The 14654-nt window shown below is 51.3% G+C and carries 11 protein-coding genes; all 11 read left to right on the plus strand.

Features of this window, described 5'->3' with window-relative positions:
- The first annotated feature begins 9 nt into the window (after positions 1-9).
- The 11 genes from sdaAB to OHJ21_RS22885 all read left to right on the plus strand — a co-directional run bounded on the left by sdaAB (position 10) and on the right by OHJ21_RS22885 (position 14590).
- A complete protein-coding gene (sdaAB, locus tag OHJ21_RS22835; RefSeq protein WP_100539909.1) occupies positions 10-693 on the plus strand; it encodes an L-serine ammonia-lyase, iron-sulfur-dependent subunit beta in 684 nt (227 codons plus the stop codon).
- Positions 690-1622 carry an L-serine ammonia-lyase, iron-sulfur-dependent, subunit alpha gene (sdaAA, locus tag OHJ21_RS22840; protein WP_100539910.1) on the plus strand — a complete coding sequence of 311 codons (933 nt, stop codon included), beginning with the start codon at positions 690-692 and terminating at the stop codon, positions 1620-1622. Before sdaAB ends, sdaAA begins: the two co-directional genes overlap by 4 nt.
- A 510-nt stretch (positions 1623-2132) precedes the next feature.
- Positions 2133-3740 (plus strand): extracellular solute-binding protein, encoded by a 1608-nt coding sequence (locus OHJ21_RS22845; protein ID WP_009595683.1) that lies wholly within the window; start codon positions 2133-2135, stop codon positions 3738-3740.
- Positions 3741-3819: 79 nt separating this feature from the next.
- Positions 3820-4785: an ABC transporter permease gene (locus OHJ21_RS22850; RefSeq protein ID WP_009595687.1), complete on the plus strand. Its 966-nt coding sequence runs from the start codon at positions 3820-3822 to the stop codon at positions 4783-4785.
- Positions 4779-5660, plus strand: a complete 882-nt coding sequence (locus tag OHJ21_RS22855; protein ID WP_009595681.1) for a carbohydrate ABC transporter permease — start codon at positions 4779-4781, stop codon at positions 5658-5660. The genes OHJ21_RS22850 and OHJ21_RS22855 overlap by 7 nt, the downstream gene beginning before the upstream one ends.
- A gap of 65 nt (positions 5661-5725) precedes the next feature.
- Positions 5726-7966 carry a helix-turn-helix domain-containing protein gene (locus OHJ21_RS22860; protein WP_100539911.1) on the plus strand — a complete coding sequence of 747 codons (2241 nt, stop codon included), beginning with the start codon at positions 5726-5728 and terminating at the stop codon, positions 7964-7966.
- A gap of 21 nt (positions 7967-7987) precedes the next feature.
- Entirely contained in the window at positions 7988-9013 is a 1026-nt protein-coding gene (locus OHJ21_RS22865) for a zinc-dependent alcohol dehydrogenase (protein ID WP_100539912.1), read from the plus strand.
- 324 nt (positions 9014-9337) lie between these two features.
- Positions 9338-10561, plus strand: a complete 1224-nt coding sequence (locus tag OHJ21_RS22870) for a family 8 glycosyl hydrolase (RefSeq protein ID WP_100539913.1) — start codon at positions 9338-9340, stop codon at positions 10559-10561.
- Positions 10562-10837: 276 nt separating this feature from the next.
- Positions 10838-13243 (plus strand): arabinan endo-1,5-alpha-L-arabinosidase AbnB, encoded by a 2406-nt coding sequence (abnB, locus tag OHJ21_RS22875; RefSeq protein ID WP_100539914.1) that lies wholly within the window; start codon positions 10838-10840, stop codon positions 13241-13243.
- A gap of 290 nt (positions 13244-13533) precedes the next feature.
- Positions 13534-13938 carry a DoxX family protein gene (locus tag OHJ21_RS22880; protein ID WP_090910112.1) on the plus strand — a complete coding sequence of 135 codons (405 nt, stop codon included), beginning with the start codon at positions 13534-13536 and terminating at the stop codon, positions 13936-13938.
- 22 nt (positions 13939-13960) lie between these two features.
- Positions 13961-14590, plus strand: a complete 630-nt coding sequence (locus OHJ21_RS22885) for a nitroreductase family protein (protein WP_100539915.1) — start codon at positions 13961-13963, stop codon at positions 14588-14590.
- The last annotated feature ends 64 nt before the right edge of the window (positions 14591-14654 follow it).

Genomic DNA, 14654 nt, shown 5'->3' on the forward strand with positions numbered 1-14654 from the left:
GAATCGCGCATGCGGTTTAAAGATGTGTTTTCTATTATTGGGCCCAGCATGGTGGGGCCGTCCAGCTCTCATACCGCTGGGGCCGTGCGGATCGGAAGAGCTGCGCGGCGCATATTTGGAGCATTCCCCGATCAGGCGGAAATTGTATTCTATGGATCCTTTGCCGAAACCTACCGCGGCCATGGCACCGATCTGGCTGTGGTGGGCGGACTGCTCGATTTTGCCACGGACGATATGCGCATCCGGAATTCGATCGAGCTTGCCGAAGCGGCAGGCATTGAACTTACATTCAAGACGGCACAGAATGTGGCTTTTCACCCGAATACCGTGGAGCTGAGGCTGACGGACGGTGATCATACCGATGTCATTGCAGGCGCTTCCATTGGCGGAGGCAGCGTGGAAATGCTGCGCGTGAACGGCTTTGACGTCAAGTTTACGATGAATTATCCGGTGCTGCTGGTCTTTCATGATGATACGCCGGGCATGGTCGCGCATATCACCCGGCTCCTGGAGGCCGGCGGCGTCAACATTGCCTATATGGACGTGGACCGCAAGGGAAGGGGCGGCGATGCCATGACGGTGGTGGAGTCGGACGAAGCGGTTCCGGCCGAGCTGATGAAGCATATCGAAGGACTGCCGAGCGTGCACCGCGTCGTCGTTGCGGATTTGACAGTAGAGGAGGCGCAGTCATGAAGTTTTCTACGCTGGAGCAGATCATCGCATGCTGCCAGGAGGATCAGGTTACGATCGGCCAGCTGATGCTGAATGAACAGATCAAGGAAACGGGAAAAAGCCGGGACGAGACGTTCAAGCAAATGGCCGATTACTACGGCATCATGAAGGAAGCGGTGCACCGGGGGATCCATGAACCCGTCCCTTCCAAAAGCGGCCTGACCGGCGGCGATGCCGTGCGTGTCCATCAATATATGAGCAGCGGGGTACCCGCGCTCGGTACCGACGCTTGCACGGCGCTGGCCTACGCCCTGTCCGTGTCCGAGGTAAATGCCTCCATGGGGCGCATCGTGGCGACGCCGACAGCGGGCTCATGCGGCATTATTCCCGGGGTGTTCGTCAGCACCCAGGAACGCTTCGGCTGGGAAGACGAGCATTTGGTGATGGGGCTGTTCAGCGCAGGCGCGATCGGCTACGTCATAGCCAACAACTCGTTTATTTCCGGCGCGGAGGGCGGCTGTCAGGCAGAGGTTGGATCGGCTATCGGCATGGCGGCAGGCGCATTGACAGAGCTGCGGGGCGGTACGCCGGAGCAGGCCGTTCATGCCGTGGGGCTCGCGCTCAAGAATTCCTTGGGACTCATCTGTGATCCGGTTGGCGGGCTGGTCGAGATTCCTTGCATCGTGCGCAACGGCTTCGGCGCCGTGACGGCGCTGGCGGCATCGGATATGGCGCTGGCCGGCGTGCGCAGCGTCATTCCATCCGACGAAGTGATCGACGTGATGCTGGAAGTCGGCACGGCCATGCCGTCTAAGCACAGGGAAACGGCGAAAGGCGGACTTGCGCAGACGCCGACCGGCAAGAAGATCCTGAAGGATCTGTACGGCAAGGAAGGCAAGAAATTAAGGGAAAAGGGTGCCAAAGCCAAGAAAGATGAAACTGGTGATTGATTTCACACCCATTTTCCTATAACGCCTAAGACGTTCTGCTTCTTTAAGGTACGATGAGGAAGAGAAGAAATTTAACATGCTCCGTGAGGGATTTCGTTATGAAATCCCTCTATTTTTTTATCTATTTCTACCGCTTTAGCAATTTCCACACGCTCAAAAAGCCTGATACTATGCGGGTTTTCGGCATTTTATCCGCTTGGATGAGAAAAAACAGCATCTCGCCGAAATACGCTTCTTTACGAATCGTGGAAGCGTTTTTATGATGTGGATGGGTAGAAAATTCCGTGCCGGACGATCGGTATCGGATACCCGATCATTTTAGAATATTCCCTGCGCTTTAGCTTGGGATCTTCGTCAACAAGGAGGAATGATAGGGAGCATCTTAATTTGTAACGAGGACCGTATAAGTAAGCAAAGACACACAGATGAGAAGAAATGACGGGGGTAGAGTAGCGATCGCACAGATTCAGTCAGCCACAATCAAATGATGGATTTAGAGGAGGAACGCACATGACAAAGAAGTGGTTTCGTATGGCACTCGTGTTCACATTAATCATTTCGATCTTGGCCGCATGCAGCGGAGGAAATAAAGAGGCAGCTCCCGAAACGGACGGAGAAACAGCACCTCCAACGGCACCGGCAGATCCAGATCAATATGGGGATACTGGCGGTCTCGCGCTTCCGCTGGTCGATAAACCGACAACGATCAATTGGATGGTCGTCAGCGAGAAAACCAACCTGAATGATTCCTTGTTTGCCAAGGAGATCGAGAAGCGAACCGGAATCAAAGTGAATTTCCAAGCTTATTCTTCGGCTACGTTTCAAGACAAGCTGAAAGTAACCGTTGCATCCGGCAAGCTCCCGGACATCATCCACGGATTGACGCCTCCGGAGCTGAAGAAGATCGGCAAACAGAAAGCTGTCGTTGCTATTAACGAATATCTCGACATGCTGCCGAACTTCAAAAAAATGTATGTGGACGAGAATCCTTGGGTCATTCCGTCCTACGGAGACGAATCCGGCAACATCTATACCTGGCCGGTTGCAAACATCAACCGTGACGTGAACCACGGCTTCCTGTACCGCAAAGACATCTTCGATGAGCTGGGCATCAAGGAATGGACGAATACCGATGAGTTTTACCAGGCTCTCAAAAAATTGAAAGAAGCTTATCCCGACTCCTATCCTTATGCTTCCAAAACGAAAGAGCACATTTTCCGCGATTGGGCCTTCGGCTGGGGAATCGGCGGAGCCAACTATCCGACGTATTACGACGAGACGGCCAAGGTATGGAAGTACGCTACCATACAGCCCGAGCATAAAGAAATGCTCGATTTCATGAAGAAGCTGTACAACGAGGGACTCCTCGATCCGGAATTCATGACGGACACCGACGATTCCTGGACGGCGAAAATGACGTCAGGCAACAAATCCTTTGTGACCTATGACTGGATCGGACGTTTGGACCTGTTCTACAACCAGGTCAAGGACCAAAATCCGAACTATGATCTGCGATACGGCAATCCGGTCGGGCCGACCGGAAACGGCAAGACGATTGAGAGCATTACGAACGGCTTCAGCATCGCGGTAGCCAACAATGACAACAAGGAAGCTTCCCTGAAGCTGCTCGATTACCTGACGAGCCCGTCCGGCGCCACGCTGGTGACGATGGGCGTGGAAGGCGAGACGTTCAAGATGGAAGGCGATAAAGCCGTCTATCCGGAGCTGACCGACGTGCCTCTGGTGGATATCAGCGTGCTGGAGGACCGCTATGGCCTGTGGCTGCAAGGAGTGTATGTCAATTCCGACAAGCGCAGCGTGTACTTCAACTATACGGAGAAGGAGCAGGAGGCTCAGGATAAGCTCCTGAACGGCAATAAATTCGAGCCGCTGGATCCGGTCGTGAACTTTACGGATGACGAAACCGCAACGATTGCGGAAATCCAAACCTCGCTGAAGAAATTGGCGGATGAATTTAACGCCAAATACATTCTCAACAAAAACTACGGCGATGCGCAGTGGCAGCAATGGCAGGCACAGGCTGAGAAGCAGGGAGCCAAGCAAATCGTCGATATTTTCAACGCAGCCCAGAAGAGATTGGATGAAGCCACGAAATAATCCGCAGAAGAAATAGGAGTGATGGCGGCATCCGGGTACAACGCTCGGGTGCTGCTCATCATCTAAAGGAGGGAACACCATGTCAAGTGCAGGGACAGAGACAAATCTCGCCAAACCCCGCGGCGGGTTTGGGAGAAGAATGGTTTCGGCCTTTCAGCATATGAAGCGGGACAGACAGCTGTTGATTCTGTTTATCCCGTGCCTGTTGTTTTATGTTATTTTCCGATACGGGCCCCTGTACGGCTTGATCATTGCCTTCAAGGACTACAGCGTATTTACCGGCATCATGGAGAGCGAATGGGTAGGGCTCAAGCATTTCGAGAAATTTTTCGGCAGTCCGGATTTCTGGCTGTTGTTCAAGAATACGCTCCTTCTTGGCGTATACAATTTGATTTTCGGCTTTCCTTTTCCCATCATTCTGGCGATTCTCCTTAACGAGGTCAGAGTGAAATGGTTCAAAAAGTCGGTTCAAACGCTCAGCTATCTGCCTTCGTTCCTGTCCGTGGTCATTATAAGCAGCATGATTATCGACTTCCTGTCGCCCAATCAGGGGATCATTAACCAGCTGATCGCGGCGTTAGGTTTCGAGAAGACCTATTTTCTAATTGAGCCGAGCTGGTTTAGAACCATCTATGTTTCATCGGATATCTGGGCAACCGTCGGTTATGAGGCTATCATCTATATGGCTGCGATTGCAGGGATCAGCCCGTCGCTTTACGAAGCGGCCAAGGTGGATGGTGCCAAAAGGCGCCACATGATTTTTAAAATCACGATTCCCGCCATTCTTCCAACGATTATTATCATGTTTGTCTTGAAGACCGGGTCGATGCTTCGGATCGGATACGAAAAGGTATTGCTGCTTTACAATCCGATGACTTACGAGGTGGCGGACGTATTCTCGACTTATGTCTACCGGAAAGGCCTTCTGGAGAGCAACTATAGCTATGGCGCGGCCGTGGGCTTGTTCGAAGCCGTTGTCGCCATGATATTGCTGCTGTCCTCCAACTACTTCAGCAAGCGACTGGGAGGTAGCGGACTATGGTAAACAACAAACGATTCAGCCTTCGAAACATCTCGTTATTCGGCATTATCAACACGCTGATTCTGACATGCCTTGCCATTATTACCGTGTACCCCGTCGTCTATATCACCGCCGTTTCCCTCAGCGCGACCTCCGAAGTGGTGCAGGGGAATATCACCTTGTTTCCCAAGGGTTTTAATCTCGACGCCTATGCCCAGGTGCTGAACGACGACCGGGTGCCGCGCGCCTATCTGAATACGATTTTTTATACAGCGCTCGGTACGGCCATTAACCTGCTGCTTACGGCGGTAGCGGCTTATCCGCTCGCTCGCAAAAATTTCTTCGGGCGCAAATTTTTCCTGCTGGCAATCATCATGACCATGTTCCTGAATCCGGGGATCATTCCGAACTACCTGATCGTATCCGAGCTTGGCCTGCTGGACAGCGTATGGGCACTCGTGCTTCCGAATGCGATCTGGACCTTTGAGCTGTTAATCCTCAAAAGCTTCTACGAGAACATGTCGGAATCCCTGCGCGAGGCAGCCGTCGTCGACGGCGCTTCCGAGTACCGCATCCTGTTCCAGATTGTGCTTCCGCTGTCCAAACCGGCGCTGGCCTCGATCGGATTGTTTTATTTCATGGGCCATTGGAACAGCTTTTTTATCCCGCTGATTTACCTGAACGACGCGAATATGTACCCGCTTCAGGTCGTGCTTCGCGATATGCTGATTTTCAGCGAGAACGGAAGCAATCCGAGCCTGGTGGATGCGTCGGCGCTTGCTCCGCAGGCCATGAAGAACGCAACGATCGTGTTGTCGATGATTCCGGTGCTGCTGATCTATCCGTTTGCCCAGAAGTATTTTGCCAAAGGGGTCATGCTCGGTTCCGAAAAGGGGTGATGGGAAGGTGCCGGGGGCTATCATGTTGAATATGAAGGGATGACATCCAAGAGAGGTGAATCCGTATGAATCGATTGATCGCCAACAGAGGCTTGCTCCAGATTTTCTTCGCTCTGCAACTGGTCATCGGCATCATGTTCATATTCAATTACATCGTGTACAAGAATTCCATTACCGGAATTTACGACAAGGTGAGCGAGAACAACCGGATGGTGATCAGAAATATTATTCAGTCGTTTGATACCAGTTTCTCCTCCATTAACAATTTGATTTTTAACATTCATGCGCTTCCTTCGGACCGGATGCAGTTGGATAACGGCAAACTTGACATGGAGAAAGTTATCTCTCTGCAGGACAGCGTCACCAGCATCGTATCCAACGTGGATATCGTGGAAGATGTGGTCATTTCGTTCGACAATCACGATTTGGCCATTACGACACGCGGAACCAGCAATCTGGACGCATTGTTTGACAGGCGATACAAATCCCAGAAGTTCAACTCGATGTTCTGGAAGACGTTTACCCGATCGGAGCACGAGCTTACGGTTTTTCCAGCGGAGGTTTATGCGGATCAGAGCAGCGGGTACGGCCGGAACCTGATGATTGCCGTAGACGGCAACAAGGTCAGAATGTCGAACAAAAACCTGATGATCCTGATTAACGTGAACCGATTGCTTAAAGGGATCGATCTGAATTCGATGATTCCGGGAGCCTCGCTCATCGTGCTGGATGCGAACCGGAACGTCATCTTGAGCACCGAGAAGGATCTGGATCTGGTAGGGATTCTAAACGACGTATACTTTAACCCGTCGCAGGAAGCCTCCCTCACGCATGACGATTTTGAGTACAATTTTTACAAGTCGGACTATAACGGTTTTATATATATCAACAAGCTGCCGTACAAGTTTCAAAATATCGATTCCGTTACCAATGCCAATACGTGGATCATGTACGGCGCGATTGCGTTGAACGTCATTCTGTCGGTGCTGCTCAGCATTTATCTGTACCGGCCCGTGAAGAACATCGTGCAGCTGCTCGGGGGAAGTTCTCTGAAAGGGAATGATTTTGTAAAAATCCAGAGCGGCATCATCAAGGTCCAACGGGAGAATGAATCCCTGAAGAAGCAGATGGACCTGGTGGATGAAGATATTCGCCGCGGCGTGTTTCTGCAAACGCTGGACGGCCATCACCATTCGCGCGAGCAGGAAATGCAGATGCAGAAGCATTACACGCATTTTTTTCAGTGCCGGCATTTCATGATGGCGGCCGTGTATTTGCAGCCTGCCGGCAAGGGAGCATCCAAGGCGGATTTTGTCCTGGAGGAATTGACGGCCCAGATCCGAAGCAGCCTGCAGGGACGCTATGAACATGTGGTGGTTTATCATGTCGAAGAGCTGAGGTTCCTCGCGCTCATCGGTTTGGATCAGCCCTCGGACCGCAAACAGCTGCTACGGAAATTCGAAGAGTATATCCGCCTGTGCAACCAGGAGTATACGGATATGTTCACGGTGTGGGGCTGCGTAAGCCGTACGTATGAATCCAAGATCAGCAACTGCTGCGAGGCATACCGGAACATTAAGGATGGCCGGTTATACCGGAACGTGAATGCGGACACGGATATGGTCGATACGGAGCAAATCCGTTATGTCCCGGATATTTATTATCCGCTTCAGAAGATTGAGAAGCTGAGCAACTGCATGCTGAGCGGCAAGGTGGATGAAGGCCTGCAGATCGTGAGTGACATTTTTCAGCAGAATGCGGATCTTCACATCCACCATCATCAGATGGTGCATATTGCCAAGAGCATGTTCTTTCTGGTCATGAAGCAGGCGGATTCGCCGTCCGTTGACCGCAACGAGCTGTTTTTGCTGGAGAGTGATTTCATCCGCAAGGTTGACCAAGCCTTTACCTATGAAGAGATTCAGAAGGCGCTGATGGAAGTGATGCGCGTGGTGGCCAACACGCGGAACCATGATCCGCGGAGCAAGCTGAATCCCGCCTTCATCTCGCAATACATCGAACTTCATTATATGGAGAATCTGTATTTGGACCATATGGCCGAGGTGCTGGATACAAGCTCCAAATATTTCTCGAATTATTTCAAGAAAACATTCGGCGTGAATTATGTGGAGTATTTGAACAAGGTCCGACTATCGCACGCACGTGAATATCTCCGGAACACGGATCTCAGCATTGCCGAAATCGGAGAGAAAACGGGGTATTCGAACTCTTCCACATTTACGACAACGTTTAAGAAGTATAGCGGCGTATCGCCGAGCGAATATCGAAAAGCATCAGGAAAATAAGGTGGAGCAGGAGGGTTCATATTGAAGGCTGTTGCCACGATTCATGGAAAAGTGATCGTTGATCAAATCGAGAAGCCGGCCGAATTGCCGGCAGGTCATGTGCTGATTCGTACCGAATACTCGGCGGTCAGCCCGGGCACGGAGATGATCTTTATACGAAGAGCATCGGATCAAAAAGTCATTATGGGTTACAGCGCCGCGGGGATCGTCGAAGACTTGGGAGAAGGCGTGAAGGGACTTGCCGTCGGTCAACGGGTGGCCTGCTATGGAGCACCTTACGTGCGCCATGCCCAGTGGCTTACCGTGCCTTCGAACCTGACGGCGATCGTTCCGGATGGAGTAGACCCGCAGGAAGCCGCGTTTGCGGGACTGGGAGCGATTGCGATCCATGCCCTGCGGATAGCGGATCTGCGCTTCGGCGAATCGGCCGTGGTGGTCGGGCTTGGCATCCTGGGGCAGATGATTGCCCAGATCGCTCACGCGGCGGCTTGTCCCGTTGCGGGATTTGATCTGAATCCGGAGCGGGTTCAGGGATTGAAGCGGCATATTCCTTATGCCTATGACAATCAGGAACGGCTTGAGGAGCAGATTGGCATAATGACGGGCGGGCATGGAGCCGACAGCGTCATTCTGTGCGCAAGCGGTCCCGGGGAAGAGCTCATCAACGCGTCGATGACATGGATTCGGGATAAGGGGAAAATCGTCATCGTTGGCGATTTATCCATGACGTACGCGCGGGACCGGATGTTTGGCAAGGAAGCGCAGGTGCTCATATCGCGGGCCGGCGGTCCGGGCCGGTACGACGCAAGTTATGAACTCCGTAACACGGATTATCCGATCGGCTTTGTGCGCTGGACGGAAGGTCGCAACATCGCGGAATATATCCGTTTATTGGCCGAGGGGAGAATCTCGGTCAAACCGCTGATCTCGCATGTGGTCCCCGTGGATGAAGCTGGCAAGGCTTATGAGCGGTATGGCCCCGGATCAACGACGCTGGGGACGATATTTAGATACGATTCGGAGGCGGTCGGTGCGGGGACCGACTAGAGAGGCCAAGCGGAATAGTGATTGCCGTCTTTCCGGGCAGTGAATACTGCTAGCGGAAAGGCGGCTTTTTTGCTTGTGGACGAATCCTGTCTGCGAAACTATTAATTTACAATAATATACAATTCTATTATACTAGTAGTAGATATGGATAATATCTCATTTTATATGGAGACAGTTACATATCTATTCTTCTTGTTCATACATACAAGCGGCAGTTCCCTCGTTTCCATCGATCATTGGAAGGGTGGTGGTTTATTCGAAACCGGTTTACCAGACTGTAGTGGTAATGGCTTTCCAATTCGAAAAACAAAGGAGCGAAGCGTGATGAAAGTATTCCGAAATTCGATCATCCGTAAGTCGGCTGTGTTGTTCTGTGCTGTTCTACTGATCTTGCCAGCCGGATTGTCTCTGGCGGCCAACAAGCCGTTTCCCCAACATACGTCGTATACGAGCGGTTCGATTAAACCAAACCATGTGACGCAGTCAGCGATGGACAATGCGGTCAAGAGCAAATGGAACAGCTGGAAAGGGTCTTTCTTGAAGCCTGCAGCGACAGGGCAATATTACGTAAAATACAATTCGGCGGGCGAGACGGTGTCCGAGGCTCATGGCTACGGGATGCTCTTCACTGTTCTGATGGCGGGTTACGACAGTAACGCACAGTCGTATTTCGACGGACTTTATCGCTATTACAAGGCGCATCCGAGTAATAACAATCCGTACCTGATGGCTTGGAAGCAGAACAGCAGCTTTCAGAATATAGGGGGAGCCAATTCGGCAACGGACGGCGATATGGACATTGCTTATGCACTCCTGCTGGCGGACAAGCAGTGGGGAAGCAGTGGATCGATTAATTACCTCCAGGCAGCTAAGGATATAATCAATGCGATCATGAGCAATGACGTGAATCAGTCGCAGTGGACGCTGCGCTTAGGCGATTGGGCAACCAGCGGCATTTTCGACACCGCCACGCGGCCATCGGATTTCATGCTGAACCATATGAAGGCATTCCGTGCGGCTACCGGCGATGCCCGTTGGGATAACGTCATTAACAAAACCTATACCATCATCAACTCCATTTATAACGGCTACAGCTCCAATACCGGCTTGCTTCCGGATTTCGTCGTCATGTCGGGCAGCAATTATCAGCCGGCGGAAGGGGGATTCCTGGAAGGGGCGAATGATGGAAAATACTATTACAATTCGTCCCGGACACCTTGGCGGATTACGACCGACTATCTGATGACCGGCGATACGCGCGCGCTGAATCAATTGAACAAGATGAACACATTCATTAAATCAGCCACAAGCAGTAATCCTGCCAACGTCAAGGCAGGGTATAACCTGAACGGCACCGCGCTGGTGACCTATAACAGTGGGGCGTTCTATGCTCCTTTTGGCGTAAGTGCGATGACTTCGTCCAGCCACCAGAGCTGGCTGAATTCGGTATGGAGTTACACGGCGAACGCATCTGCAGAGGGATATTATGAGGAAAGCATTAAGCTGTTCTCGATGATCGTCATGTCGGGTAACTGGTGGACATATTAAAACATTACGCTGTTTAACTTCATGTAAATATAAAATAAAACCCCGATCCGTATTGGATCGGGGTTTTTTAGGACTTTCCTACCAATAATTGATTTATAGCAAAAAATGATAAAAATTCGCATTGATATTTTATGTTGAGCAGTGTTAATATCTTATCAAATATAAAACATTTTATATTATTCTAAATTAAACAACCAGAGGTTTTATCGTAATGGACATCTTGTTTTTTATTTATGAAAGGGTTTACAAAAAAGAGCGAAACGAAGGGAGAAGCGTATGAACAAGAGCATGCTGCGCAAGACGGCTGCGGCAGGGATAGCCGCAGTTTTGATGGCTGGGGGCTTAGGCACTGCAGGCCAAGGGCCCGCATCAAGCAGTCCGGACGTTTACGCGGAGGCAGCCCCGCTGAAGAAGGGGGAGAAGGCACCGGTATTCCGGGAGGCTTCCGTGCACGATCCGTCCGTGATCAAAACAGGAGATACATACTATGTGTTCGGTTCCCATCTGGCTGCGGCCAAATCGAAGGACCTGATGAGCTGGGATATGGTCGCGTCCGGAGTCGCAACCGGCAATCCACTGATTCCGAACGTAACGGAAGAGCTAAAAGAAACGCTGGAATGGGCGCAAAGCGATACGTTGTGGGCGGCTGACGTGATTCAGCTGGCAGATGGCAAATTCTATATGTACTATAACGCCTGCAAAGGGGATTCCCCGCGATCCGCCATGGGGATCGCCGTTGCCGATCAGATCGAAGGCCCGTATAAGGATACCGGCATCATTCTGAAATCCGGCATGTGGGACGAGATCAGTGAAGATGGAACCATCTATGATGCAACAAAGCACCCGAATGTCGTCGATCCGGATGTGTTCTTCGATAAGAACGGCAAGCTGTGGATGGTATACGGCTCCTATTCCGGTGGCATTTTCATTATGGAGATGGATCCCAAGACCGGAAAACCGCTGCCTGGGCAAGGATACGGCAAGAAGCTGCTGGGGGGGAACCACAGCCGGATCGAAGGGCCTTACATGCTTTATAACCCTGCCACGGACTATTATTACCTGTATCTGTCCTACGGGGGATTGGATGCAGTTGGCGGCTACAATATGCGGGTCGTCCGCTCCAAAAATCCGGATGGTCCTTTCTACGATGCGGAGGGCAACGATATGACAGAGGTGAAGGCCGATCCGTCCCTTCCGCTTTTTGATGACCGGTCGATTGAGCCGTATGGCGTAAAGCTGATGGGAAATTACTTGTTCAAGCGCTTGATTGGCGATCCGGGAACGGGGATCGGCACCGGGGCCGTGTCGCCGGGCCATAACTCCGTCTACTACGATGAGCGGAGAGGAAGGACATTCCTTATCTTTCACAGCCGCTTCCCGCAGCGGGGAGAAGAGCATGAAATCCGGGTGCATGAATTGTATATGAACCAGGACGGCTGGCCGGTATCGGCTCCATACCGCTATGCGGGCGAGGAGGCCAAGGAATCCAAGAAAATTACGCCGAATGATGCGGCTGGAGACTACAAGCTGATTCAACACGGTAAAGATATTTCGTCCGTCATCAAAGAATCAGTGCCGATTGAGCTTCATAAGAACGGTAAAGTGACGGGTGGGGCATCCGGGACATGGAAGATCAGTGGAAAGCGGGATGTAATGCTTAATCTGGATGGGAAGAGTTATAAAGGCGTACTGACTCTGCAGTGGGACCCGGAGGCGAAGCGGCAGGTGATGACCTTTACGGCCCTTTCGGCGGACGGTACAGCGGTGTGGGGTGCGCGTCAGCTTGATCGTAGCGACAGGGAACTCGTGGATGCCGTGAAGAAGGACCTGTCCCTTGGGGATGTGAGCGGAATTTTCTACGATCTGGCTTTGCCGTCCGAAGCTTCCGGCGGTGCCGTCATTCGCTGGACCTCCTCTCATCCCGAGGTCATATCGACGGAGGGTAAGCTGAATCGTCCTGCAGCCGGGGCGGGGGACGCGAAGGTTACGCTGATCGCCCAGATTACGAAAGGCAAAGCGAAAACTTCCAAAGCCTTTGACGTGACCGTGCTGCAGCAGTCGGCAGGGCCATTGCTGCTGAACTATCCATTCAGCGAGAATAAAGAAGGCACGGTGTTCGACACCTCGGATAACGGATTTCATGGGAAGGTTCATGGTGGGGTCCAGTGGAATGAGAAGAGCTGGCAGGGAGGCGGAATGGACTTTAACGGCTCGGACGGCTATATTGAACTGCCGAATCGGGTTACGGATACAGAGGACTTTACCTTTGCTGCTTGGGTATATTGGAAGGGTGGAGCACCATGGCAGCGAGTGCTGGATGCCGGCAGCGGGCTCGCTAGGCATATGTTCCTGACGCCAACCCAGCACGCCGGCGTCCTCCAGTTTACGATTCACGGTAATGGCGGAGACCAGAGCCTCCTTAGCAGCGCGCCGCTTCCGGTAAATGCATGGACGCATGTAGCCGTGACCCTTCAAGGGGATACGGGCAAATTGTACGTGAACGGTCAAGTCGTGGCAGCCGGAGATCATATGAAGCTGAATCCGAATGAACTGCTGACAACGGAAGCTTATTTAGGTAAAAGCCGGTTTGCGGCCGACCCTTACTTTAACGGAAGCTTGGATGAGGTGCGGATGTATAACAAGGCGCTGACCGACAATGAAATCAGGAAGCTGGCGGAATGACTTTATAAAAAGCAATCATGAATTTTGCGTGTAGACTACGGTCTGCACGCTTTTTGTAATGGCGTTTAAAAATAACGGTTGACAGGAGAACCGATATCATATATCTTGATATTAAGTTAAGCGACTATATAAAAGTTAGTCAATTGAAAGGAGTAAGTATAAAGTGTATAAACGTTAGCAAAGTAAAGCAGGTTAATCATTCTACACCTATATATCTTTATATTAAGATATTAATGAACAGGGTCGATGAATTTCTATAAATAATGAACATGAATATGGAGGCGTACAAAATGGCTATAGATATTGGATTGTTGATACTTCGTTTGGTGGTTGGGTTGTCGTTCATGGCGCACGGCGCGCAGAAGCTGTTTGGATGGTTTGGCGGTTACGGGCCGAAAGGGACAGGCGGCTGGATGGAATCGGTGGGCATTAAGCCTGGGGTCGCGATCGCGGTGTTGTCAGGTTTGATGGAGCTGGTTGGCGGGCTGCTGCTGGCGGCCGGATTTCTCACGGTGCTCGGCGCCGCGCTGATCACGCTGACGATGCTGGGCGCAATTGTGAAGGTGCATGGCCGGAACGGGTATTGGTCCACAGCGAATGGATACGAGTATAATTTGCTGTTGATCGCAGTGGCCGTTGCACTGGCACTCACGGGTGCAGGCGCATATTCACTGGATGCGGTAATCTTTAACTAATCGATGATGGGGGCGTGCAGATATGAATGATCTGACAACATTAATTAAGAGCCGGAGATCGGCTAATCTGTTTATGGAAGGGATTGAAATCCCGGATCAGGATTTGAATGATATCTTTAATGAAGTTAAATATGCTCCTTCGGCATTTAATTTACAGCACACGCACTATGTGGTGGTTAAGGATCCCGATATCAAGCACAAGGTTTACGAAGCCGCCAACAAGCAGCATAAGATACTCACCGCGTCGGCCGTCATCGTGGTGCTGGGGAATAAGCAGGCCTACCAGGATATCGGAAGAATGAACGAGGGCTTTCTGAATTTGGGCGTGATCGACAAGCTTGAATATGACATGACGGTTGAATCGGTCACGAACTTTTATGAAGCGGGCGGAGAAACCTTTATGAGGGATGAAGCCATTCGCAATGCCAGTCTATCCGCCATGTTATTGATGATGGTAGCCAAGGACAAGGGATGGGATACCTGCCCGATGATCGGATTTGATCCCGAGGTTCTGCAGAAGGATCTGAGCATTCCGGACTCTTATGTGCCCGCCATGCTGATCGCGATTGGCAAGGAAGATGTAAGAAAACCTCGTCCCCGGGGCTATCGCAAGCCAGTATTGGAATTTGTAAGCTATAATCAATTTAATTAATGCATATGAGAAGGAGCTCCCGCTTCAGGTCTTTAGATCTGGCGGGAGCTTTTTTCATCCGCAA

Source organism: Virgibacillus sp. LDC1 (assembly GCF_025792345.1).
Classification (GTDB): Bacteria; Bacillota; Bacilli; order Paenibacillales; family Paenibacillaceae; genus Paenibacillus_AQ; species Paenibacillus_AQ lautus.